This is a genomic window from Catellicoccus marimammalium M35/04/3 (assembly GCF_000313915.1).
Taxonomy (GTDB): domain Bacteria; phylum Bacillota; class Bacilli; order Lactobacillales; family Catellicoccaceae; genus Catellicoccus; species Catellicoccus marimammalium.
The window spans coordinates 157,225-181,914 of the sequence record NZ_AMYT01000017.1; the positions used below are offsets into that span (position 1 = coordinate 157,225).

The 24,690-nt window shown below is 33.6% G+C and carries 28 protein-coding genes and 1 other annotated feature; of the genes, 3 read left to right on the forward strand and 25 right to left on the reverse strand.

Annotated features, from left to right (window positions below; all coding sequences use genetic code 11):
* Nucleotides 1-15: 15 nt before the first annotated feature.
* The 8 genes from ftsA to rsmH all read right to left on the reverse strand — a co-directional run bounded on the left by ftsA (nt 16) and on the right by rsmH (nt 9,708).
* The gene (gene ftsA / locus C683_RS03495) at nt 16-1,362 is read right to left on the reverse strand and encodes a cell division protein FtsA (protein WP_009490055.1); all 1,347 of its coding nucleotides are present in this window, start codon (nt 1,360-1,362) and stop codon (nt 16-18) included.
* A 129-nt stretch (nt 1,363-1,491) separates the two neighbouring features.
* Nucleotides 1,492-2,853, reverse strand: coding sequence for a cell division protein FtsQ/DivIB (locus tag C683_RS06365; RefSeq protein WP_009490057.1), 1,362 nt, complete (start codon nt 2,851-2,853; stop codon nt 1,492-1,494).
* 12 nt (nt 2,854-2,865) lie between these two features.
* On the reverse strand, nt 2,866-3,957 hold the full coding sequence (murG, locus tag C683_RS03505; protein WP_009490059.1) for an undecaprenyldiphospho-muramoylpentapeptide beta-N-acetylglucosaminyltransferase: 1,092 nt from the start codon (nt 3,955-3,957) through the stop codon (nt 2,866-2,868).
* Nucleotides 3,954-5,327, reverse strand: a complete 1,374-nt coding sequence (gene murD / locus C683_RS03510) for a UDP-N-acetylmuramoyl-L-alanine--D-glutamate ligase (RefSeq protein ID WP_009490061.1) — start codon at nt 5,325-5,327, stop codon at nt 3,954-3,956. Before murD ends, murG begins: the two co-directional genes overlap by 4 nt.
* Nucleotides 5,328-5,354: 27 nt before the next feature.
* Nucleotides 5,355-6,317, reverse strand: a complete 963-nt coding sequence (gene mraY, locus C683_RS03515) for a phospho-N-acetylmuramoyl-pentapeptide-transferase (RefSeq protein ID WP_009490063.1) — start codon at nt 6,315-6,317, stop codon at nt 5,355-5,357.
* A gap of 17 nt (nt 6,318-6,334) precedes the next feature.
* Nucleotides 6,335-8,362, reverse strand: coding sequence for a peptidoglycan D,D-transpeptidase FtsI family protein (locus C683_RS03520; protein WP_009490065.1), 2,028 nt, complete (start codon nt 8,360-8,362; stop codon nt 6,335-6,337).
* Nucleotides 8,352-8,732 carry a cell division protein FtsL gene (gene ftsL, locus C683_RS03525; protein ID WP_009490067.1) on the reverse strand — a complete coding sequence of 127 codons (381 nt, stop codon included), beginning with the start codon at nt 8,730-8,732 and terminating at the stop codon, nt 8,352-8,354. Before ftsL ends, C683_RS03520 begins: the two co-directional genes overlap by 11 nt.
* Before the next feature lie 13 nt (nt 8,733-8,745).
* Entirely contained in the window at nt 8,746-9,708 is a 963-nt protein-coding gene (rsmH, locus tag C683_RS03530; RefSeq protein WP_009490069.1) for a 16S rRNA (cytosine(1402)-N(4))-methyltransferase RsmH, read from the reverse strand.
* Nucleotides 9,709-10,495: 787 nt separating this feature from the next.
* On the opposite strand from rsmH, the gene C683_RS06485 reads away from it, so the two are divergent.
* Nucleotides 10,496-10,609, forward strand: a complete 114-nt coding sequence (locus C683_RS06485) for a DUF4044 domain-containing protein (protein ID WP_009490071.1) — start codon at nt 10,496-10,498, stop codon at nt 10,607-10,609.
* A gap of 1 nt (nt 10,610) precedes the next feature.
* Nucleotides 10,611-10,985: a type II toxin-antitoxin system RelE/ParE family toxin gene (locus tag C683_RS03540; protein ID WP_009490072.1), complete on the forward strand. Its 375-nt coding sequence runs from the start codon at nt 10,611-10,613 to the stop codon at nt 10,983-10,985.
* Here the strand turns inward: C683_RS03540 and recN are convergent.
* The 11 genes from recN to C683_RS03595 all read right to left on the reverse strand — a co-directional run bounded on the left by recN (nt 10,982) and on the right by C683_RS03595 (nt 19,923).
* Nucleotides 10,982-12,670: a DNA repair protein RecN gene (gene recN, locus C683_RS03545; protein ID WP_009490073.1), complete on the reverse strand. Its 1,689-nt coding sequence runs from the start codon at nt 12,668-12,670 to the stop codon at nt 10,982-10,984. The two genes, C683_RS03540 and recN, sit on opposite strands and share 4 nt — an antisense overlap.
* Nucleotides 12,645-13,148, reverse strand: a complete 504-nt coding sequence (locus C683_RS03550; protein ID WP_051011326.1) for an arginine repressor — start codon at nt 13,146-13,148, stop codon at nt 12,645-12,647. The genes recN and C683_RS03550 overlap by 26 nt, the downstream gene beginning before the upstream one ends.
* Before the next feature lie 37 nt (nt 13,149-13,185).
* Complete coding sequence (locus tag C683_RS03555) at nt 13,186-14,025, reverse strand: TlyA family RNA methyltransferase (RefSeq protein WP_009490075.1); 840 nt, start codon at nt 14,023-14,025, stop codon at nt 13,186-13,188.
* Nucleotides 14,026-14,028: 3 nt separating this feature from the next.
* Nucleotides 14,029-14,889 (reverse strand): polyprenyl synthetase family protein, encoded by an 861-nt coding sequence (locus C683_RS03560; protein WP_009490076.1) that lies wholly within the window; start codon nt 14,887-14,889, stop codon nt 14,029-14,031.
* A complete protein-coding gene (locus tag C683_RS03565; protein WP_009490078.1) occupies nt 14,889-15,104 on the reverse strand; it encodes an exodeoxyribonuclease VII small subunit in 216 nt (71 codons plus the stop codon). The genes C683_RS03560 and C683_RS03565 overlap by 1 nt, the downstream gene beginning before the upstream one ends.
* Before the next feature lie 2 nt (nt 15,105-15,106).
* Nucleotides 15,107-16,456 carry an exodeoxyribonuclease VII large subunit gene (gene xseA / locus C683_RS03570; protein ID WP_009490080.1) on the reverse strand — a complete coding sequence of 450 codons (1,350 nt, stop codon included), beginning with the start codon at nt 16,454-16,456 and terminating at the stop codon, nt 15,107-15,109.
* Nucleotides 16,457-16,458: 2 nt separating this feature from the next.
* Nucleotides 16,459-17,301 carry a bifunctional 5,10-methylenetetrahydrofolate dehydrogenase/5,10-methenyltetrahydrofolate cyclohydrolase gene (locus tag C683_RS03575; RefSeq protein ID WP_009490082.1) on the reverse strand — a complete coding sequence of 281 codons (843 nt, stop codon included), beginning with the start codon at nt 17,299-17,301 and terminating at the stop codon, nt 16,459-16,461.
* A gap of 52 nt (nt 17,302-17,353) precedes the next feature.
* Nucleotides 17,354-17,761 carry a transcription antitermination factor NusB gene (nusB, locus tag C683_RS03580; RefSeq protein ID WP_040388644.1) on the reverse strand — a complete coding sequence of 136 codons (408 nt, stop codon included), beginning with the start codon at nt 17,759-17,761 and terminating at the stop codon, nt 17,354-17,356.
* Between the two features lies 1 nt (nt 17,762).
* The gene (locus tag C683_RS03585; RefSeq protein ID WP_009490086.1) at nt 17,763-18,197 is read right to left on the reverse strand and encodes an Asp23/Gls24 family envelope stress response protein; all 435 of its coding nucleotides are present in this window, start codon (nt 18,195-18,197) and stop codon (nt 17,763-17,765) included.
* A gap of 33 nt (nt 18,198-18,230) precedes the next feature.
* Nucleotides 18,231-18,788, reverse strand: a complete 558-nt coding sequence (gene efp, locus C683_RS03590; protein WP_009490088.1) for an elongation factor P — start codon at nt 18,786-18,788, stop codon at nt 18,231-18,233.
* A 64-nt stretch (nt 18,789-18,852) separates the two neighbouring features.
* Nucleotides 18,853-19,923 carry a M24 family metallopeptidase gene (locus tag C683_RS03595; protein ID WP_009490090.1) on the reverse strand — a complete coding sequence of 357 codons (1,071 nt, stop codon included), beginning with the start codon at nt 19,921-19,923 and terminating at the stop codon, nt 18,853-18,855.
* Between the two features lie 223 nt (nt 19,924-20,146).
* On the opposite strand from C683_RS03595, the gene C683_RS03600 reads away from it, so the two are divergent.
* The gene (locus C683_RS03600; RefSeq protein WP_009490092.1) at nt 20,147-20,749 is read left to right on the forward strand and encodes an FMN-dependent NADH-azoreductase; all 603 of its coding nucleotides are present in this window, start codon (nt 20,147-20,149) and stop codon (nt 20,747-20,749) included.
* Nucleotides 20,750-20,794: 45 nt separating this feature from the next.
* Here the strand turns inward: C683_RS03600 and C683_RS03605 are convergent, their stop codons facing one another.
* The 6 genes from C683_RS03605 to C683_RS03630 all read right to left on the reverse strand — a co-directional run bounded on the left by C683_RS03605 (nt 20,795) and on the right by C683_RS03630 (nt 24,628).
* Nucleotides 20,795-21,331, reverse strand: a complete 537-nt coding sequence (locus C683_RS03605) for a DedA family protein (protein WP_009490094.1) — start codon at nt 21,329-21,331, stop codon at nt 20,795-20,797.
* Nucleotides 21,332-21,351: 20 nt separating this feature from the next.
* Nucleotides 21,352-22,584, reverse strand: a complete 1,233-nt coding sequence (locus C683_RS03610; protein ID WP_009490096.1) for an SAM-dependent methyltransferase — start codon at nt 22,582-22,584, stop codon at nt 21,352-21,354.
* A gap of 145 nt (nt 22,585-22,729) precedes the next feature.
* A complete protein-coding gene (rpmA, locus tag C683_RS03615; protein ID WP_009490098.1) occupies nt 22,730-23,014 on the reverse strand; it encodes a 50S ribosomal protein L27 in 285 nt (94 codons plus the stop codon).
* A 1-nt stretch (nt 23,015) separates the two neighbouring features.
* Nucleotides 23,016-23,345 carry a ribosomal-processing cysteine protease Prp gene (locus C683_RS03620; RefSeq protein WP_009490100.1) on the reverse strand — a complete coding sequence of 110 codons (330 nt, stop codon included), beginning with the start codon at nt 23,343-23,345 and terminating at the stop codon, nt 23,016-23,018.
* Nucleotides 23,346-23,363: 18 nt separating this feature from the next.
* Nucleotides 23,364-23,672 (reverse strand): 50S ribosomal protein L21, encoded by a 309-nt coding sequence (rplU, locus tag C683_RS03625; protein ID WP_009490102.1) that lies wholly within the window; start codon nt 23,670-23,672, stop codon nt 23,364-23,366.
* Between the two features lie 19 nt (nt 23,673-23,691).
* Nucleotides 23,692-23,763, reverse strand: a sequence feature (ribosomal protein L21 leader region).
* Nucleotides 23,764-23,842: 79 nt separating this feature from the next.
* Entirely contained in the window at nt 23,843-24,628 is a 786-nt protein-coding gene (locus C683_RS03630) for a hypothetical protein (RefSeq protein ID WP_009490104.1), read from the reverse strand.
* Nucleotides 24,629-24,690: the final 62 nt, after the last annotated feature.

Here is a 24,690-nt window from a genome sequence, read left to right on the forward strand (position 1 = left end):
TGGTGTCCTCCCTCATTATTCAAAGATATTATCAAAGAAGTTTTTGAAACGAGAAGTTTTTTCTTCTTCCGGTTGTTCCTCTTCTTTTTTCTTTTCTTCTTTTGGTTGTTCATAGTAGCTATTATCTACAGTTTTTTGTTTTGTAGGTTCTGCTTTTTTCGCCGCTACTGTTTCTTTTTTAGGTGTTGCTTTTGGTGCAACTGGTTTTCCGTTCACGATACGATCAATATCTGTTAAATTGGCAGTATATTCGACAATCGCTAATACACTAGAAAACATTGGATTACGTAATCCCATATGATTTGGTACATGTAAACGAATACTACTATCAATATCAAAAATTTCTGTCGCTAAATCAAGAATGCCAGGGATGCTAGCTGCGCCTCCAGTTAAGACGATTCCTCCAGCAAGAGATAAAGCGTCGATTTCTGATAAGATTTGTTTCATATGTTCAAAAATTTCTGCTTCACGTGCTTCAATAATTTCTGCTAAGTAATGTTCGGTTACCATCACAGGATCATTTTGACCAATCACATCTACTGGAAAGTCTTCTGTTTCTGAAGCTTCTTTCGCATAAGCATAACCGTAGTTATTTTTTAATCCTTCTGCATTTGTCATTGAAGTATTTAACACAAGAGAGATATCTTTTGTGACATTATCGCCACCTTCTTGTTCTACATGAGTGAATTTCATTTCATCTTCATAAATTACTGTGGCAGTTGTTTGACCAGCACCCATGTCAATCACTGTAGTACCAAATTCTTTTTCGCCATTTGGTAAAATGGTTTCTACTAATGCTAATGGTGTGATGACCATTTTATCAATTTCTAGTCCTGCACGTTTCACACAGGTTTCAATATTGTGAACAATTGTTTTTGGACCTGTGAATAATAATCCTTTCATTTCTAAACGTACACCGACCATGCCACGTGGATCTTTAATTCCATCAAATCCATCTACTTTAAAGCTTTGAGGTACGATAGAAATAATTTCTCTTTCTGGTGGGATAGAACGAACCATAGAAGCAGATGCAACATTGTACACATCTTCCACACCAATTTCTTGTGAATCAGGATTTACTGCAATCATTCCTTCACAAGGAATTACCTCTACTTGATTTCCAGGTAACCCAACAGCCACCTCTTTAATTTCAATTCCTGATTTCATTTCAGCTTGTTTTACTGCTTTTTGAATAGAAGATACTGTTTCTTCAATATCTACCACTATTCCACGATCTAAACCTTCTGATTTGGCGTCTCCTACGCCAATAATATTCATTTGACCTTCCACATATTCGGCTACTACGACTTTAACGGAAGCAGTACCAATATCTAAGCCGACATACATTCCTGATTTTGCCATGAAAGGTTCCCTCCTAAATTTTTTAATTACAACATCTTATTGATCGATGATTATTATATCTTACTTTTATCATAGTATCATATTTATAAGGAAAAGAGAAAGCGTTGTTTCTTTATTTTCGCAAATTTCTCAATTTTCTGGAATTACAATTTCCATTGTCGAAGAACTACTTGTTTCTGAATCTGTTGGTTGAGTTTCAGAAGCATTTAAATTTTTTCGCTCTGTATCATTATTTCCATATGGATAAGAGTAAATCCCTACTTCCATATCAACAATTCCTTTGTTCTTCATTTGTTTTGCTACTTGCTCATAGTAAGGAAGTTGTTCTTCCATTTCTGAACTACTTACTTTCACTTGATTTCCATCTTTCATATATAAAGTTAGTAATTCTGGATTACTTTTTGTTGGCGTTAACGTAATTTGTTGCACTAAAGAACGAATTTTTTCTGGTAAGTGCATATAAGCATAAATCACTGATTTTAATAATTCACCAGATTTGAAATCGGCATAAATAATTCCTTCTGGCTTGTTTTTAATCGTTTCTTTTAAAATAGTCCCATTTTCTAAGATAGGGGCATATTTCACTTTATCCACAATTACATACCCTGCTAAAGGATATTCTTCTACATGAATGGTAAAATCATTGAGATGATCTAAGGTAATATCTACTTTTTTAATTCCAGGATACGCTTTTTGAATTCGTTGTTCTACTTCATCGCGACCAAAATATTGATGCCATAAACGCTCTCCTGGCTTAAAGTTTGCCGTTTTGATAATTTTATTACTATTCATATATTTATCTCCTACGACTTGGACTTCGTGTAGGTTACTCAATGGACTAGCATAATACAGAATAATTAATAAAGAAATCGTAAAAAAGACAATAAATGCTGTGGTTTGCCAACGAACCTTTTTACTTAATTTTGGTTTCTTTAATTTTTGCTTTTCTTCTTTTAATCGCTGTTCTTTCTTTTCTTGTTCTGCTTCTTTATCCAACAAAGATAATTCTTTTTGATAATTAGATTCTTCCTTTTTATCCTTCGTTGGCTCTGCTTTGACCACCTCAATCGTTGGTTCTTTTCCTTCTTTTTTATTTTCTGATTTTGATGAAGAAGAATTTACTTTCTTTTCTTTGTTTATTTCTTTTTCCTTTGTCTTTTCAACAACTGCAATTGTTGGTTTATCTTCTGGTTCTTTTTGCTCTTCTGTCCAATCTATTTCATCTAATTCAGAAGGCAATAAATAACGTTTTACTCGGCCATCTTTCTTTTTCACAGGAGTAGGAAAAATATCTTCCGGCGTTTCCACCGTAGTAGGCAGAGATTGTTCTTTTTCTTCTTCTTTTGTAGAGCTATGTTTCTTTAAATATTTGACATTTTCTTTTTGCCAAGGAGAAAGACTTTCTTCTTCTTTTTCTTTCTCTTCTTCCTCTTTTTTCATCTCTACTTCTTTTTCTTCTTTTTTCTTCCTAGAAGAGAGAAATCGCTTCATAGAAATCCTCCTTTATGAATGGGAAATTTCTTGTAACACTTCATATACTCGTTGACTAGCATCAGGAACGCCTTGTTCTTTTGCTTTCAATGTCATTTTTTGCAATTCATCAGGTTGTAATAAAATTTGATCAATCGCTTGTACTAATGAAGTTCCATTCAATTCATCATCTTTTATTAACACGCTAGCACCAGCATCCACTAAACTTTTCGCATTTTTCGTTTGATGGTCGTTCGTAACATTTGGACTTGGGACTAAAATAGATGGAAGTCCTAATGCCGTTAGTTCTGCTAACGTTGTTGCACCCGCGCGAGCTAATACTAATTCAACATTGACTAATACTTCTGGCATTTGATCAATATAAGGTTGAACAGAAATATTTGGATGCTCTTGGGGCATTTTTTTCATTACTTCTTCATAATAGTAATTTCCAGGTACATAAAGCACTTGATAATCTTTTTTCACTAATTCTGGTATAGCTTCTAAAACTGCATTATTGATTGTTAATGCTCCGCGACTACCACCAAAAATTAAAATCGTTGGAATCCCCGTTTTCAAGCCATATTGTTCTAAAACGCCTTCTTCTTTATCAATTTCTACTACTTCTTGCCCACGTGGATTACCAGTAAATACAACTTTCTGTTCTGGAAAAGCAGTTCTTACTTCTGGGAAACAAATTCCTACTTTATCTACATATTTTGATAAAAATTTATTTGTTACACCTGCAACACTATTTTGTTCGTGAATCATTGTTGGAATATTTAATTTATGGGCAGCATATACTACCGCACCACAAACATATCCTCCTGTACCAATCACAACGTCCGGTTGAAATTCTTCTAATAATTCTTTTGAGCGTTTAATCGCTTTGAAAAATAATTGCACTGTTTTAACATTGTAAAGAGATAGAGAACGTTTAAAACCTTGAATTTCAATCGTTTTAAACGGAATATGTTCTTTTTCTACAATTTTCTTTTCTAGTCCTTTTTCGGTTCCAATATATAAAAATTCAGTGGATGGATCTACCTTTTGAATATGGTGAATTAAGGCTAACGCTGGATAGATGTGTCCTCCAGTTCCTCCACCACTTACTACAACTTTCATTTTACGTCCTCCTTTAATTTTGCAACACATTGCATATATTCTTCTCCTCGTTCTTCAAAAGTACGATAAGCATCCCAACTCGCATGAGCAGGAGATAATAAAATTGTATCGCCTTTTTCTGCCATGGTATAGGCTTTTTGTACCGCATCTTGTAATGAGTCTGCCTCTTTGATAAGAGAAAGGTTAGCTTCTTTTCCACATCTAGCCATCTTTTCTTTCACTTCACCAAAAGTAACAAGACCTTTCAATCCAACAATATCTTTAGGCTGAACTTCATTTTCATCTCCACGGTCTAACCCACCTAGTAATAGGATAACATGTTGAAGATCAAATCCGCTTAACGCACTTAACATTGCTAAACGATTGGTCGCTTTAGAATCATTATAAAAATCTACATCATGGAAACGATCCACCCATTGTAGGCGATGTTTAGCTCCTGAAAAATGCATCAAAACATGGCGAATCACTTCAGTATCTACATCACTTAATTTTGCAATCGCAATAGCAACTAATGCATTTTCAATATTATGTTCTCCAGGAACCCCAATTTCTTCTACTGCCATAATTTCTTCTTGTTGGAAATAAAGAGTTCCATCTTTTACATAAGCACCATTTGTATATTCTTTTTGACGAGAAAAAGGAATAACCGTTGCTTTTGTTTGTTGACTCAATTGACGAAGTTCTTCTTGATCAAAATTCAAAATTAAATAATCTTCTTTTGTCATATTTTGTTGAATTTTCCATTTGCTTTCTACGTATTCTGTACGATCTTTATGATAATCTAAATGAGCAGAATAAAGGTTAGTAATGGCTGCAATATGAGGATGGAAGGTTTCTGTTCCCATTAACTGAAAACTTGATAATTCCAAAACCACTTGTTCTTTAGGTTGTAATTCCATCACTACTTCACTCATCGGATAACCAATATTCCCTGCTAGGCGAACTTGGTGATTGGAACTAGCATTTAAAATCTCTCCTGTCATCATCGTTGTTGTAGTTTTCCCATTCGTTCCTGTAATCGCAATCATCGGTGTTTCGACACAACGACTTGCTACTTCAATATCTGTAATAATCGGAATCTTTCTTTTTTGTGCTTCTACCAACATTTCATTTCGATAAGGAATTCCTGGATTTTTTACGACATAAGCAAAATCTTGCTCATCAAACAAATGAGTATCATGTTTTCCTAATAACATAGGAATTTCCAATGATTCCAATTCTTTTGCCTCTTCATTTTTTTCTTTTGGCGTAATATCATTCACAGTAACAAAAGCGCCAAGTCGAGTTAACAACTTGGCGACATTCATCCCACTGCGAGCCAAACCTAACACTAAAATATGTTTTTCTTTAAAATCTAGAATTTTTTTCATTCTATTTGCCCCACTTTTTGAGATTTATTATAAAACAATCATCAATGCAATGATTGAACCAATTAAGTTTACTGTCCAAAAGACAATGTCTACTTTCCATTCAGACCATCCACACATTTCAAAATGATGGTGAATTGGACTCATTTTGAATACTCGTTTTCCAGTTGCACGGAAGACAGTTACTTGAATCATAACGCTTAATGTCTCAATCACATAAATGAATCCGACAAGTAATAATGTCCATTCTTGATGTAAAAGAATAGATATCGCAGCTAACAATCCGCCTAATGATAGAGAACCAACATCTCCCATGAAAATTTTCGCAGGTTTATGGTTATAAGGGAAGAATCCCAATAACCCACCAATAATAGCTAGACAAGCAATAAGTACTGCCCATTGCTGTTGATGCCATGCAATAATCGCATAGGTACCAAAAGAAATTGTTCCTAATCCAGTTACTAAACCATCTAAACCATCTGTTAAATTCACTGCATTAGAAAATCCTACTAACCAGAATACAACAAAGATAGGATAGAACCAACCCAAATGTAAATTACCAAATGGTAAATGTAAAATATTTGGGAAGCCATCAAAGCAGTAAATACAATAAAATACTACTGCAATTACTAATTGGAAAAGAAATTTTTGTTTTGAAGTCAATCCTAAATTTCTTTTATTAAATACTTTTACAAAGTCATCACAAAAACCAATTACTCCATATCCTAGCATAACGAATAATAGGAGCACAAGTGAAGGAGTAAATTGTTTTTGCCATAATCCTACCCACAGCATAGTAATTGCTGCTGCCAAAATAAAGACTACTCCTCCCATCGTTGGTGTCCCTGATTTTTTTTGATGCCACTCTGGGCCTACTTCACGGATTTCTTGACCAAATTGTTTTTGACGAAAATAAGCAATTACCATTGGCATAATGACAAAGGTAATTCCAAAGCCACTAACGATTGGTAAGAAAATGTCTGTCCACTTCATAATTTCCCTCACAATCTTTATTCATTTGTTTTTTTGTCTGTTGATTTACGATCTACTTCATAACGACTAGCGCTTGTATTCAAAGCTAAAGCTCGTTCCATCATTGGAGTAGAAATCGATGAAATTAATTTTGTTGGTGTCATTGGATCAGAATCTGGAATATGTGGTCGTTTTAAAGTTACGTACATTACATATTCTGGATGTTCTGTTGGTGCCATTTGTACAACAGAATAAATATAATCTCCATCCACCAAACTATAAGAACCATTTTCAAAAATTTGAGCAGTTCCTGTTTTTACCGAAGAATTATAATTTGGTAAAGAATAATCTTTCCCAGTTCCTAATGGAGTATCTACGGTTTGCTGCATAATTGATAACACTTCATGTGCCGTTTTTGCAGTAATTGGATGTCCTTCTACTTTTGGTTCAATTTCTGTTACCTTTTTAGTAGTTGGATCCACAATTTTACTAATATATTGTGGTTTTAACATCGTTCCTAAATTAGCAATTGCTGTATATGCTCGTAGCATTTGGAAATTTGTCACCGCAATCGCTTGACCATAGGCAGTCATCGCTTGGTCGACACTTGTACCTGTTTGCATCGATCCAGAAACTTCTCCTGGCAAGGCAGAGTTTGTTTTTTTCGTGAATCCAAATTTTTGTAGATATTCTTCCCATTCTGGACCCATTGCTTGTTGGAGTTTTACCATCCCAACATTACTTGAGTGAGCCAATGCTTGAGCGTACGTCAATACTTTTGGCTTATCATAGTCCCAATCTCGAATGGTCGTTCCATCTACATTAATAGACCCTGCTTGATAAGTCGCATTAGGATTGAATTTTCCACATTGAATTGCTGCAGCTACAGTGAAAATCTTCATTACCGAACCTGGTTCATACGCATCTTGCACTAACAAGTTTCGCCATTGAGCTTCACGACTATCTTTCGTATTTTGTAAGCCAGCTTTAGTTTCTGGATTGAAAGATGGACGTTGCGCTGCTGCCAAAATCTCTCCTGTATTTGCTTTCATCAATACAGCTGTCATTGACTCTGGATAATAAGTCTTATCTACTTTTGTCATTAAACTTTCTAGATACGTTTGTAAATTTGCATCTAATGTCGTATAAATGTCTTTTCCATCTGATGCTTTCTTTGTTTCAACAATAGTACCTGGGATTGGATTCCCATTGACATCTTTTTGGAAATATTCTTCTCCATTCGTACCATCTAATTGATCATTGAATGCTGCTTCAATTCCCATCACACCGTGTAATCCTTTGGAATCGTCATCTTGGTTTACTAAATCCGCATACCCAATTAAATGAGACGCAAAGACTCCATTGGGATAAATTCGGTCTGGATGTTTTTCAAAATAAATTCCTTTGATATGTTCTTTTTTCAAAGCTTCTTCTATTTTGTTTCTTGTTTCAATCGAAATCCCTTTTCCTTGTGTCCCAAACTCAACTTGTTTTAAATGTTTATCTTCTGCTTGTTCTAATTGCTTTTCGACAAAGGAAACTTTCATTTTTAAATATTTATGAAAAATTTCTGCAACTTTAGAAATATTTTTGGATTGTAAGTATAATTTCTCATTTTCAATTCCTACATAATCCTTATCTAAAACTGCATATACTGAGTAAGAGGTAGCGTCTTTAGCAATAGCTACTCCATTTCGATCGTAAATGGTCCCTCGTTTTGCTTCTACTTCTCTTGAGCCTTGATATAACTCTTTTGTTTTTTTATCTAAAGAGACTCCATCTACCATTTGCCGTCCTTCTACATAAAGCAATCGCCCACAAATTAAAGTCGAAAGTAGAACAATACTACCTCCTAAAATAAAAATTGCTGATAATTTTCGATTATTGTTGGCATTAGGCATTTGTCGTTTGGAAACTAAGTACCACCGTCTTAGACGACGAAAGATTGGCTTTCTAATAAAACGAGATAGAATCTCTTTTCCTTTATCCCAAAGAGATTCTACCTTTTGATCTACCATATCTAGAAAGCTCATATTTTGTGGATTATTATTTTTTTTATTTTTCATTCGGAATCACTTTCCTTATGTTATTATCATCTACACTTAAGCCTTCTTCTTTCGCAATTTTCATTACGCGATCAACACGAGACAATTCATTCTCTTCTTGTGTCATTTCTTTAATCTCTTCATCTACATCATTGTTCTTTTGTTCAATCGTCACAATATTTTGCGAAATATCAGTGATTTCATTCTGAATACTAATTAAAGAAATAATGCAAATAAAAGTAACTAACAACGCTCCAATGGCAGTTAGCCAATAGTATATCTTTTTCTTTTTTGTTTTAGGAGCTTTTTGCGTAGGAGTTGTACTTGGCTTGACGACGCTAATGATCTTTGGTTTTTCTTCATATTCTGGCAAATTTCGTGCTTCTGCCATCGTAACTCCCTCCTTAATTTGTTTCTTTTATTCGTTCAATCACACGTAATTTAGCACTACGAGCTCGATTATTTTCTTCTAATTCTTCATCAGATGGAAGAATTGGTTTTCTAGTAATTAATTTAAACTCTGGTTGATACTCTTCAGGAATGATTGGTAATCCTGGTGGTAAATCAGCATGCGGCTCACTATATTCTTTAAATAACGTTTTCGCAATTCGATCTTCTAAAGAATGGAAAGTAATCACACTTACTCTTCCTCCTACTTTTAAAAGCTGTAATGCTTGTTCTAAGGAAGATTCTTCAGCACCTAATTCATCATTTACTTCAATTCGGATGGCTTGGAACACTCGTTTTGCTGGATGTCCTCCTTTACGACGAGCAGGAGCAGGAATTCCCTCTTTGATACACTCCACTAATTCTCCTGTAGTTTGGATTGGTGCTTTTTCTCTTGCCATTTCAATTTTTCTGGCAATATTTTTCGCAAATTTTTCTTCTCCATAACGTTGAAAAATACGAACTAAATCTTGAAATGAATATTCATTCACAACTTCATAAGCCGATAATGCTTGTTGGCGATTCATTCGCATATCCAATGGTGCATCTTGATGATAGCTAAATCCACGTTCCGCTTCATCCAACTGCGGAGAAGAAACTCCTAAGTCATAAAGAATCCCATCTACTTCTGTTACCCCTAAAGCTGCCAGTTGTTTTTGTAATTCACGAAAATTAGCATGAATAAAAGTGACCATTCCTTTTTCTACATATTCTGCTAATCTAATTTTTGCATTTTCAATTGCTGTCTCATCTTGGTCAAAACAATACAGATGTCCTGCTTGATCTAGTTGACTTAACAGATACTCGCTATGTCCACCTCCACCAAGTGTACAGTCTACATAAACCCCATCTTTTTTAACATTTAAATAATCAACCGTTTCTTTTAATAAGACAGTCACATGATGAAACATTTGTGACATCTTTTCATTCCCTTCTATTTTATCTTCTCAATTCGCTATATATTATCATATTTTCATTGATTTCAATCTATTTTCATATAATCTACGCTTATTCTAACACAACCCCTATAGAGATACCATAATTCCCTTGTATTTCTTACGTTTTTTTGCAATTTTTTTAAGAAAAAAGCGATTCTATTTTTTAAAAAACAGAATCGCTCATTTATTTTTATTTTTTATAGATTAAAAACAGGAATTTTTAACTAGTAAAAGAAATAAAATGACAAAGGAAAAAACTAATAACAAAAAAGAAATATAATCCAATGTTCAACATAAAAATAATTCCTATCAATAATTTTCGATAAACTTTAAAAACTACTTGTTTTAAATAATGAAGTTGTACTCCCCAAATAAAAGCGGATAAAAATAATAAAATCAAACAATAAAAAGGAAGAAACGATAGGGTAAAGGTTTTCTTTGCTAAAAAAAGTGCACTATAGAGAACAACAAAAGAAAAGAGAAAGAGTACCCAAACCCGATTTCCTTTTTTAAAAATAAATGATTGGAATTTAGGGATATACGCTTGCAGTAGATATAAAATAAGAATATATAGTAACGGGAGCATAAACCCATTCAATATTGTTAGCAAACTCATCTCTCCTCTTTAATAATAATTTAATCTCATTATAAATCATCCCCTGTTATTAGTAAATGTTTGCTTCTTCTTTTTTCTTTAGAAAATCAGTAGGATTCCATAATAGGATATGATAGAATTGTATCGAGTAAAAAGAAAAAAAGGAGTATTATTATGGCAAAGAAAAAAGAATCTACCTTTCAAAAAGTAACTAAATTTTTCATTTATTTAATGTTATTCATTATGGTTGGTGGAATTGTCATCGGTGCATTAGTAAACTTCCAATAAAATGACCGTTTATATTTTTCAATCACCGACCAATAAAATTCCGATTCAAACTTGGTTAGATCATGTGCAAACAAAAAATACATCCGTTTACCATAAAGCTTTAGTGACGATTCAACAAATGGAAAAAGGTGAGCTTTCTATGAAGCCACCACAAGTAAAAAAAATGTTAGCACGAACAAAACATCGGAATTTATTTAAAATGCGTCTTGGAGAATATCGTTTATTTTTCTTATATCAAAATCACAATTATTATCTATTGCATGCTTTCCCAAAGCATTCACAAACGACACCTGAAAAAGAAGTTAAACAAGTAAATAAAGAAATTAAACAAGACAGCTATATTCTATGGGATGAAATAAAAGAGAGATATCACTAAGATATCTCTCTTTCTTTTTGACTTAATTGTAATAATTCGTCTGCATGTTGTAGACTCAATTCTGTCACTTCTTCTCCTGTCATCATGCGAGCAATTTCTTTTATTCTTTCCTCTGTAGATAACACTTGAACTTTTGTTTCTACTCGACCTTCTTCTTCGACTTTTGAAATGTAAAATTGATGATCTGCAATCGCAGCCACTTGTGGCAAATGAGTAATGCACAATACTTGTGCATCGCGTCCTATTTGATAAATTTTTTGAGCGATAGCAGAAGCAACACGTCCAGATACTCCTGTATCCACCTCATCAAAAACAATACTTGTTTTCGCATCTTTATCATGAAAAATCACTTTTAAAGCTAATAAGAGACGACTTAATTCGCCACCTGATAACACTTTTGCTAATGGATGGAAGGGTTCCCCTTTATTGGTTGAAATATAAAAAGCAACTCGAGATAGTCCTTCTTCTCTCCATTCTCCTTGATGCCAAGGTAAAAATTTCACTTTAAATTGGGCATGAGGCATGTATAAATCTTTCAATTGTTTTTCTACTGCTTCTTCCAATGAAAGTGCAATTTTTTCTCGTGCGTTTTGTAGCGATTGTCCTTTCTGTTCGACTTCTTTTTTTAATCCAATTAGCTCTTCTTTCCAGACTTCAATATGGTCTTCATCATAGCAATTTTCTTCCCATTCTTTTGTAATTTCATCATAATACGATAGAATTTCGGGAATGGTACTGCCATATTTACGCTCTAAATTACGAATTTGTTGTAAACGAGATTCTACTTCTTCTAAACGATTCGGGTCTGCAGATAATTGTTCCATCTGTTGTAAAATATCAGCAGAACATTCTTGTAATAAATAATACGCACTATCGATATTTTCTTGAATCGTAGCATACTCTGAATTCCAGTCAGAAATTTTTTGTAAATTATGACGGATGATGCTTAAAAAGCTTAGAACAAAATTATCTCCAGAAAGTAATTGATAACTTTCTTCTAGTGATTCATGAATCTTAGTGGCATTTCGTAATAATGTTCTCTCTTCTCGCAGTGTTTCTTCTTCTTCTAGTTTTAGTTCTGCATTTTCAATTTCTTGGCGTTGAAATCGTAGCATATCCATTCGCTGAGCGAAATCTTTAGCATGCGCTTCATCATGATGAATTTTTTCTTTTAACTTTTGATAGCGATGAAATACAAGTTGATAGTCTTGTACCTTTGCTTCTAAATCAATTCCACCATAACTATCTAACAATAGGACATGATTTTCTTCTTGCATTAATTTTTGCTGGTCATATTGTCCTTGAATATCTACTAAATCTGGCCCAATTTGGCGCAGCATAGAGGTATTGACAAGTTGTCCATTAATACGACAAACGTTACGTCCATTTTTAAAAATCTCACGTTGAATGACAAGCATCTCATCTGGCTCAATTCCTAACGCTTGTAATTTTTCAGACATTTCCTCTTCATCACTTATCATAAACAACGCTTCTAATTGGCATTTTTCTGCACCTGAGCGAATGTAGTCTGCTGAACCACGAGCACCTAATAAAAGACTAACCGCATCAATAATAATGGATTTTCCTGCACCAGTTTCCCCTGTTAATACTGTCATTCCATCAGAAAAAGAAAGTTGTAACTGTTCAATAATCGCAAAATTACGAATGTTTAATTCCTGCAACATAATAGCCACCCTCTTCTCTTTTTTCTTGGAAAGAAATCAATTCTTCAATAATGTAAATTGCTTTTTCTTCATCTTTCGCAATAATCAATAAATGATCATCATTGGTCATTACGGTAAATAATTCTTCTTGATACACTTCTAAAATTAGATTCCCTAATGCTGGTGAACTTCCAGGTAAGGTATAAATGACAACCATTTCTTTTTGTCGACGATAAGAACGAAAGCATTGATTTAATAAATGAACCAAACGCATTTTCCCAGCATCTGGTTTTTTAGGTGGTAAATGATAAACCCAACAACCTTCTGCATTCACCTTTTTTATCAATCCTAATTCTCGCATATCACGAGAAATGGTGGCTTGTGTAAATCGATATTCGCGTTTTGTTAGTTCATCCAATAAATCTTGTTGAGTACGAATTTTCCCTGTTTGAACAATTTCTTGAATCAAAGATTGTCTCTCTTTTTTTGTCACCTTCATACGAATTTATGGAATTTTATCAATTCCTAACTCCTTTCTACTCAGAAGCTTTTTTTTCTTTTTTCAATTGTGTATGTGCTTGTGCCACTAGTTCATGAATAGAAGGAATAGAAGAAGAAATTTGGGCATCTTCTTTTCCAACATAATTTAAATGAACTAAAAATTCGATATTCCCTTCTCCTCCTTTAATCGGTGAAAAAGATAATTCTTCCACGTTGAATCCTTCTTGTACAGCAAAAGATAAAATATCTTCTAATACTTGTTCATGAATCTGTGGATCTCGAACAATTCCATTTTTTCCTACATTTTCTTTTCCAGCTTCAAATTGTGGCTTAATTAGAGCTACTACATCGCCGCCCTTTTGAATAATCGTAGCTAACACTGGCAAAATTAATTTCAATGAAATAAAAGAAACATCGATAGAAGCAAATTCAGGTTGTCCTTCTGTAAAATCTTCTAATTTAGAATAACGAAAGTTTTGTCGCTCCATAACAACAACTCTTGGGTCTTGTCGTAAACGCCACGCTAATTGATTATAACCTACATCTAAGGCATAACTTAATTTCGCTCCACTTTGTAACATTACATCTGTAAATCCACCGGTTGAAGCACCGATATCTAATACTACCTTATCTTTTACATCTACAGCAAAATCATTTAATGCTTTTTCTAACTTCAAGCCACCACGACTCGCATATTGTTTTTGGTTTCCTTTTAAATGAAAAATGGTATCTTCTGGTACTTTTACTCCTGGTTTATCAAAACGTTCATTTTTTTCATTACAAACCAGACCTGCCATTACACCACGTTTGGCTTGCTCTCTTGTTTCAAATAATCCTTGCTTCACTAATAAAACGTCTACTCGTTCTTTTTTCATGCGTTAATTAACCTTCTCTATCCTCTCTATAATTTCCCATGTTGCTCCTCGCTCATTGGTTAACTGAGCTAGAGTTTCTTTTGCTTCTTGAATTTGCTCTTTTAGTTTTTCTTTCGCTCCTTCTAAACCAAAACATTGCACATATGTGCTTTTTTCTGTAGCAGCATCTTTCCCTATAGTTTTGCCAAGACTTTCAAAAGAAGCAGTCACATCTAAAATATCATCACGAATTTGAAAAGCTATTCCTAAATGCTCTCCTAATTTTTGAGCTAAATAATCATCTTTATCCGCCAATTGTGCTGCAGCTTGACAGGCAAAAACAAATAATCGCCCTGTCTTTTCTCGATGTATTTTTTGTAATTCTTGCAACGATAAATGTTTTTCTTCACCTAGCATGTCTTCCATTTGCCCTGCTACCATTCCATTCGATCCTGCTGTAGAAGCTAATTCTTCAACCAAACGAATCTTTAATGCTGAATCTATGGGACTTTTTGCTAATACCACAAAAGCATCCGTTAACAAAGCATCTCCTGCTAAAATGGCTGTTGCTTCATCAAATTGTTTATGGTTCGAATATTGACCTCGACGATAATCATCATTATCCATTGCTGGTAAATCATCGTGAATTAAAGAATAAGTATGAATCATCTCTAAAGCTGTTGCTACAGTAATTGCCTTATCTTCTATTTTTCCAGTTAAATCTGCATAAAGAGATAGTAGTAATAACGGTCGAATTCTTTTTCCCCCAGCTAAAAAAGAGTATTCCATACTTTCTTTTAATCGAAAGGAAGCTGTATTTTTCATTTGATCTAAAAAAATCGCTTCGACTTTTGATAAATGAGTCTGTACTTCATCTAATTTCATTATTTTTCCTCAAAATCTACTTCTTTTCCATCTTCTTGTTTTACTTTTACAATTGCTTCTTTGGCTTGATTTAACATTGCTTCGCAATCCTTACATAATTGCATTCCTTCTTCAAAGGAGTGGACGGACTCTTCTAAAGATAATTGTCCTTGTTCTAATTGATAAACAATTTGTTCTAAGCGCTGCATTGCTTGTTCAAAAGATTCTGTTGCCATAATTAGTCTTCCTCTCTCATTTCTTTTTTCGTAATTGTTGCTAATAAAGTCGCATCTTGTAAATGAATCACAATTTCATCATCAACTTGTAGTTTTTCTCCAGATTCAATCCATTCTTTTTCTTTTGTTACATAAGCATACCCACGTTTCAATACTGCTTCTGGATTTAATGCACTTAATTGTTGTTTTAAAAAAGAAAGTTTTTCTTTCTTTTTTGTATAATCTTGTTCAAAAGCCTTTAACAATTGTGCTTTTTGATGTTGAAAAATGGTTTGATTATGTGTAAATTGTTGTTCTAATACTCGGTCATTTAATCGTGCTTTAACATTTTGATAAGCAATCCATTTTTGCTGATACTGTTGTTGAATTGCCTGTTCTAATTTCACTTTCAGTTGTTCTAACTGTATCTCTTTCATTTGGTACAACTGTTCTGATTGTTTAAAAACTGGAGATTGAGCACAACGACGTAATTGCTGCTCTTTATTTAACCAAACTTTTTCTATATTCGTTTGTAATAACTGACGAAAATACTGCAATTTTTGAACTAATTCTATTTTATCTGGTGTCGCTTTTGTTGCTGCTGCAGTAGGTGTAGATGCAGAATAATCTGCCACTTCATCAATTAATGTTAAGTCCACTTGATGTCCCACACAAGTAATTAAAGGTAGAGTCAATTGACTTGCCGCTCGGACAACCGCTTCATCATTAAAACAGAATAGCTCCTCATAAGATCCGCCACCACGTCCAACAATAGCAACATCATATTCCTCAGCGTTTCTTTGAATCGCTTCTAATTGTTGAACAATAGAGGCTGGTGCTAATTGACCTTGAACAACTGCTGGAAATAAAACAATTTCTGCTAAAGGATAGCGTTCATTCACTACTCGAATGATATCATGAATCACAGCTCCAGTGGGAGACGTAACCACAGCAATCTTTTTAGGATACAGTGGGATTGCTTTCTTTTGAAATTGAAAAATCCCTTCTTGTTGTAGCTTTTGTTGAATCTCTAAAAATTTTTGATGTAATTCTCCTTCACCGGCTAGAACCATTTTTTTCGCTACTAAACTATAGGTTCCATTTGGAGCATAAAGTTCAATTTTACCAGTGATTCGAACTTTCATTCCATTTTCAACTGGAAAATTCACTTGATTAAATTGCCAAGAAAACATCGTAATAGAAATTTGTTTTTCTTCATTTTCATCTTTTAATTTAAAGTATTTGTGCTTTGTCCCAATTTTAAAGTTTGTTACTTCTCCTTCTACTGTTACTTCTTGTAGATAAGGATCCGCAGTAAACTTATATTGTAAATAATCTGTTAGTGCACCAACAGTTAAATACGTTTCACTCATATTTATCCCTCTTTCTGTTGTGCAAAATATACAGTCTGTGCCATTAACATCGCGATTGTCATCGGTCCTACTCCACCAGGTACAGGAGTATACGCACAGGCCTTCTCTTGAGCAGCTTTAGAAATATCTCCTCGTAATCCTTCTTTGGTACGATTCATTCCTACGTCTACTAAAACTGCTTCTTTTTTAATCCATTCTGGTTGTAGCCAATTAGCAACTCCAATAGCTACCACAATTAAGTCTGCATTTTGTAAGTAAGAGGTAATATCTTTTGTTTTTGAATGACAAATCGTAACCGTTGCATCCTCTTTTAATAATAATTGTGCCATTGGCCGACCCACAATATTACTTCTTCCCACAACAACAACATTTTTTCCTTCAAAAGAATAATCATAATATTTCAATAATTGGATAATTCCTAAAGGAGTACAAGGATAGCTTTGTGGAGTTCCGCAGTACAAAGCACCAACATTGTGTGGATGAAATCCATCTACATCTTTTCTTGGATCAATCGCCTCTAACACTTTTGCTTCACAAATATGGTCAGGTAATGGCGTTTGAACTAAAATCCCATCTACTTCCATCATAGAATTATAATGATGGATATAACGTAATAATTCTTCTTCTGTTGTTTCTTTTGGTAAATATACTGTTTCACTATCAATACCGATTCTTTGTGCTGCTTTTTCTTTATTTTTCACATAAATATGACTTGCAGCATCTTCTCCAACAATGATCACCACTAATTTTGGTGTCTTTCCTTTTTCTTTTAAATCTTGTACTGCTCTTTCTAATCGCTCGTAATAAAATTGAGCGCAGCGCTTACCATCTAAAATTTTTTCCACAAAAGTTCTCTCCTTATAAGAAAAAAAGAGGCAGCCAGAACTGCCTCTTTTTCTATTGTTCTAATGCTGTTTTCACATTATTTAAGACCGCATTAACAAAACGAGTATCTTTCTCATCACTATATTCTTTTGTTAATTGTACTGCTTCGTTAATTGCAATTCCTGGTGCTTGTCCCGTTAACATTTCGTAAATTGCAATTTGCATAATTAACAAGTTTAATTTTGGTAAACGATCCAGAGTCCAACGTTTCAAATGAGGACGAATCAATTCATTAATTTCCTCACGACGAGATTGTACTCCTTCAATTAGTTGTAAAACAGTTTCTGCGTTAGAGACTGTTTCTTCTTGTTCATAATAAAGAGCAAAATCCAATGCTTCTACAACTGCCACTTTATTAAACTGCAATGAAAAAAGTGTTTGTAATGCCTTTTCTCGTATCTTGTGTCGATTTAATTTCACGTTATTCTTCTTCCTCTTTTGTTAGCGTTGAAAATTCTCCAGTAGGTAATTCTGTTTCAGAATCTGGAACCATACCTACGACATGAATATTTACTTCTTTTAATTCGAAGTCTGTCATATTGCGTACTTGTTGTTTTACGGCATTTTGCATCGCAATAGCTACCTTAGGCACAGATACTCCGTAACGAACATAACAATATAGATCCACAATTAAGTTTCCATCTTCATCTTGAGATAAAGAAACTCCTTTGTCGTGAGAAACCTTACGTCCTAGCCATTCATGTACATTGCTAGCTAAACTACCTTGCATAGAATATACTCCTTCTACTTTTGAAGCAGCAATCCCGATTATAATTTCCATTACTTCTGGAGAAATAACAATTTCTCCTTCCATACCTTCACGTTGTTCACTAATTAATAATTTATGATCTGTCATAAAGCACCTGCTTTCTCCATATACGATGTAATTTTAAGCACGAGAAATGTAGCTACCATCTACGGTATTAATTACTAATTTATCCCCTTCATTAATAAAGAATGGAACTTGTACTACTAATCCTGTTTCCATTGTTGCTGGTTTAGAACCACCTGAAGCAGTATCTCCTTTGATTCCTGGTTCTGTTTCTTTAACTTCTAATTCTACAGTATTTGGTAAATCAACACCTAAAATTTCAGAACCATACATCATGATATTAACTTCCATGTTTTCTAATAAGTATTTTAATTCATGTTCTAAGCGTTCTGCTGGAATTTCAATTTGTTCATAAGTATCCATATCCATGAACACATGCCCTTCGCCAGAATCATATAAGTATTGCATTTTTTTGTTATCGATTTGTGCTTTTTGTACTTTTTCACCTGCACGGAATGTTTTATCTTGAACTGCACCTGTACGTAAGTTTTTTAATTTAGAACGTACAAACGCACTTCCTTTTCCTGGTTTAACGTGCATGAATTCAATAACACGCCATAAGTTACCATCTACTTCAATTGTCATACCATTTTTAAAATCATTTACAGAAATCATAATGTGCCTCCTAAAAATCAATTCTAACTATTTTTCACTAAAAATATCTCTTCTTTGTTCTCTATTATAAAATAATAAGTTCACGAGGGGAAGTTGTAAAGGATTGACATCCATCTTTTGTAATTAAGAAGTCATTTTCAATACGAACTCCACCAATTCCTGGTAAATAAATACCAGGTTCATCTGTTACTGTATTTCCTTCTACTAATACAGCATCACTACGCATAGAAATCATAGGATGTTCATGAATTTCTAAACCAATACCATGGCCTGTAGAATGTCCAAATTGTTCACCATAGCCATGTTCTTTAATATAGTCACGAGCAATGGCATCCACTTCTTTTCCTGTCATTCCTGGTTTCATTTCTTGTTCTACTTTCAAATGAGCTTGTAAAACAATATCATAAATTTCTTTCAATACAGGATCACTTGGTTCACCTAAAGAAATTGTTCTTGTCATATCAGACACGTATCCATTGTAATAGCAACCGTAATCTAAAGTAATGAAATCACCTTTTTCAATTACTTTATGACTTGCCACTCCATGAGGTAAAGCAGAACGAACCCCACTTGCAACAATTGTATCAAAAGAAACTCCACTTGCACCTTGTTTACGCATGAAGAAATCTAATTCATTTGCCACTTCGATTTCTGTCATTCCTGGTTGAATAAATCCTAAAATGTGATCAAAAGCAGCATCTGCAATGCGACATGCTTCTTGAATTGTAGCGATTTCTGATTCATCTTTTACTTCACGCAATCCTTCAATGATTCCATGAACAGGAATTAAGTCAACATCCCATAGTAAATCATCTAATTCCATATATTGGGCAAAAGATAAATGTAAATCGTCGAATCCTAATTGTGCAATCTCTTCTTTATTTAAAAGAGGTAGGATTTCCTCAAAAATTGGACCTGTATTTTTGACAATTTCATAACCTACACATTGCTCACTTGCTTGTTCAACATAGCGGAAGTCAGTAATAAAATAGGCTTGATTTGCTGTTACCAATGCCATTCCTGTTGTACCTGTAAATCCAGTCATATAACGTAAATTATATGGATTTGTAATTAATAAGGCAGGAATTTTTTCCTCTAACATTTTTGTTCTTAATTGTGATAAGCGTTTATTCATAAACAGATCTTCCTTTCTTTATCTCTTACATTATAGCATATCTTTCTCTATTTTTTATGAATAAAAAAGAAAAATCCTTTTTATGAGAACAAATTAAAGCAAAGCTTATTATTTTTAGCAAAACTTTTATTTTTTGGTATTTTAAAGCAATTTTTTTGACTTCTTTATTTATCCATCGTATCCTAGAAACATTGAATAATAATATTGAAAGGAAGAATTTACATTGACACAAAAATTATTAGCAATTAAAGCTCATCCTTTTACGAAAGAGAAAAGTACTACTGTTGCTTTATTAGATCAATTTTTAGAAAGTTATGCAGAGTCTCACCCTGAAGATGAGATTACTGTTTTAGATTTATTTGCGACAGAGATTCCAGATATTGATGGAACTTTGTTAACAGCTTGGGAGACAGATCCTTCAGAATGGACAGAAGCTCAACGAGTATGCGCAGAACGTTTTGATTCATTTAGTAATCAATTTTTAGAATATGATAAAATCGTTATTGCTAATCCATTGTGGAATATGCATGTCCCTACACGTTTAAAAGCGTGGTTAGATACTTTATTGATTACCAATAAAACATTCCGTTATACTTCTCATGGTCCAGAAGGGTTAGTAAAAGGCAAAAAGGTAATGCATTTACAATCCAATGGAAGTCCTTTTGGTGGACAAGATCCAGCCACAAAACATATTGAAGGAATTTTTAAATTTATTGGTATTCATGATGTCGAACACATCTTTATCGACGGAAAAGATCGTTCTGCAGGACGTCATTTACCAAAATTAGCGATGGAAGAAGCAAAAGAAAAAGCAAAAGAATTTTAAAATAAAAAAGTCCAAAAGGAAACAACCTTTTGGACTTTTTGTTTTTTATTTTTCGGTTTTCTCGCTAGAATCCTTTTTGTTTTTCTTCCAAGTAAAATATAAACTTGGAATCAATGGTAAAAGCACTAATAACATAACAATGACAACGAAATGCTCTTTGACAAAAGGAATTCCTCCCAAAAAATAGCCAAATAGTGCATATAAAGTTAACATAATTAGATTTGCTAGTATATTTAGCGAAACATAAATCGGAAAGGAATAATTAGATGCCCCAATTACATAAGAAGTAATAGTACGGATTCCTGGAATATAACGGGAAAAAAAGATAGCCATCTTTCCATAACGTTGCACGAACCGCTCTCCTCTAGCTAATTCTTGTTCAGAAAAATGCTTTTGGAAAAACTTCCAATGATTTAATAGTTTATTCGTATATTTTCCAATACAAAAATCAATGGCATCCCCGCTTACACTCATCACTAACGCAATGAAAATCGCTAAAAGTACATGCCAAAAATGTACATGTTCTGCATGAATTCTTAATAATGCACTAAGACTAAATACAATGGTTGATAATACTGACATATCTTTCCTTATAAAATAAATTATTGAATATTAATATTATGATACATATATTCACGTGTCATTGGCAAGTTCATTCCACTTGGACCTTTAGTTAATAGATATTGGCAACAATCAATATTTCCTGCCGCAAAAGATCCTGCACAAGCTTGTAAGTAAGCATCCCACATACGATAGAAGCGCTCTCCTTCCATCTTCAACACTTCATCTTTACATTGATGGAAATTATCTGTCCAACATTCCAATGTTTTTTGGTAATGACGGCGTAAGGTTTCTAAATCAAAAAGTTGTAATCCTGCACTGCGTGTATCTTCCAAAATTTCCACCATACTTGGAATATAGCCTCCTGGGAAGATATATTTATCTAGCCATGGATCTGTTCCTCCATTTTGTTGGCTTGTAATTCCATGAATCAATGCATTTCCACCTTCAGATAATAAATCAGAAACAATTTGGAAATAATTTGGTAATTCTTGTGAACCTACATGTTCAAACATACCAACGCTAGTTACATAATCAAAATGACGGCCTTTTAAGTTACGGTAGTCCATCAATAATACTTCTGCTCGATCTTGTAAATTACGTTTTTCAATTTGTTCTTGTACATAGTTATATTGTTCTTCACTTAAGGTAATCCCTGTCACTTTTAATTGATATTGTTCACAAGCAGTTAACATTAATGTTCCCCAGCCACAACCAATATCTACCAATGTTTTTCCTGGTTTTGGATTTAATTTTTTCAAAATATGTTGTACTTTATTTTCTTGCGCTTGCGTTAATGTATCTTTTTCATTTGCAAAATAAGCACAAGAATAAGTCATTGTGTCATCTAACCATAAACGATAGAAATCATTAGAAATATCGTAATGAGCATGGATCTCTTCTTTATTTTCTGAAGGGGTATGACGATGGAATTTTTGTTTTACTTTCATCGTTGTAGATACCCATTTTGTCCATGTGGCATTTTGTTGTAATTTCAACATCATTTCATAGGCAAATTCTACTAGACGTTCTAAAGGACGATTTTCACCTTCAACATCAACTAGACCATCCATGTATGCTTCTCCTAAATACATAGATACTCCTTTTTTCATACAATCTTTAAGAGAGAATGGGACATGCCAAGTAATGCGGATTGCATCTCCTTCTTTATTTTCTGCCCAACAACGTACTGTTCCATCACTGTCTTTCATTTCTACTGGGAATGGTAATTGTTGGTTTAAAAATTCGTTGATCTCTTCTTCTCTTATTTTCATTTCTTTCACTCCTTTTTAATAATTCTATTGTACTCTTATTAAGAAAGAATGAGAAATAATAACTCTTCATTTTATATTTTTTTTGTTTTTTTATATTCAACACACAAAAAAAGAGACCTCTTAAAGGCCTCTTTTCTCACTAATATTAAGCTTCTACTGGATATACAGAAACTTGTTTTTTATCGCGTCCTTTACGTTCAAAACGAACGATTCCGTCAGCAACTGCGAATAAAGTGTCATCTCCACCTTTTTTCACGTTTGCACCTGGGTAGATTTTTGTTCCACGTTGACGGTATAAGATAGAACCTGCAGAAACCATTTGTCCGTCAGCACGTTTAGCACCTAGACGTTTTGATTCTGAGTCACGTCCGTTTGATGTAGAACCTCCACCTTTTTTATGAGCGAATAATTGTAAATCAAATTTTAACATGTCATTGCACCTCCTGTATGCTTAAATCTATATACGTTTCATTTTCTTTTTGTAATTGTTGTAACGCTAAATACAGATTTTGTAATAAAATTTGTGCGGTAGGATTAGACTCATTCAATTCGACTGATAAATACCCACCTTCTACTACATCAACCTCTACTTTTGGCGTTAGATGAGCGAGTGCTTCCATTCCATTTACAGTACTGATTGTTAAAGCAGAAACCGCCGCACAAACAATATCACTACCATAAGGTCCTGCACCGGCATGCCCGGAACATGTAAAACTTTGAATGTTTTTTTGTGAATCTACGGTAAATAAAATAGAGATCATCGTTCACACTACTTTCTCTTAACCACAAATTTTGTCGATCATTACTTTTGTATAAGGTTGACGATGACCTTGTTTGCGGTGAGAATGTTTTTTAGGTTTATATTTGAAAGTAACTACTTTCTTTTGTTTTCCGTGTTTTTCAACAGTTCCTTCAACAGTAGCACCTTCTACTAATGGAGTACCTACTTTAGTGTTTTCTCCACCTACTAAAATAACTTCGTCGAAGACTACTTTTTCACCAGCAGCAACGTTTAATTTTTCAACGTAGATTGCTTGTCCTTCTTCAACTTTGATTTGTTTTCCACCTGTTTTAATGATTGCGTACATTCTATGTAGCACCTCCTTATTTAAATCTTAGACTCGCCTTCCTAAGTGACCATGGTTCTTAAAAACTTAGTCGGAGCGGTTGTAGCTGTGTGTGCCACAATTACAACATAAACAATTATATCATAGTCTTTTTGATTGTCAAACAAAAATAGAGAGGAAATTCTTCCTCTCTATTTTTTATTATTAAATTTCTTAATAGATTTTGGTTTTTTCACTTTGGATGTTGTATTCATCTTTGGTGCATAATCTTGAATATTTTTCGGACGTTGATTGTTTGTTTTTGATTTTACCTGAACACTCTCTGTATTTTTAGTAGGTTTAGTTTCTACTTTTACAGGAGCTGCCTTTTGATCAGGTGAAGGTACTTTTGTCTTATTGCCTTTTTTTTGTTTTGTTACCGCTTTAATCGGTTGTTTCTTTAATTCTTTTTTCTCTTTCTTTTGATTCCATTGTTTAATTTCTTCTTGGATACTAGGCTCTTTTTCTTTCACTACTTTTTCTTTTTTCGCTACTTTTTCTCGCTCAACAAAAAGAGGAGTCTCTCTTCTTTTTCTTTTAGGTCGAGAAGTTTTCGTTGGTTTTGTTCCTGTAGTTTGATTTTCTTTTTTCTTTTGATGTTTTTTTCTCAATTGTTCAATTTCAGTTTTCCAACTTGAACCTTCTGTTTGCTGTCCTTTATGTTTTAACCATTTATTGTAAAGAAATGAACTTAATAAATAAATTGCACTAAAAATAAGGATGTAACTAACAATCACACCAATATAGAATAAAATATTAATCCAACGAAATGGTAAAAAGCTAGTACATAAAATCGTAAAGATTAATACTCCCACTAAAGTTATACTCGTCCAAACTTTTTTCCATAATAAAGAAATGTGTGAACGATATACGAGTAAATAAAATAAAACTCCGATGGTTAAGGCGATATACATAACATAACCAATTAAATAATACATGAAATCCACCTTTACTAATTTTTCATAATTCCATTATACATGATTCTTTTGTGATTAACACT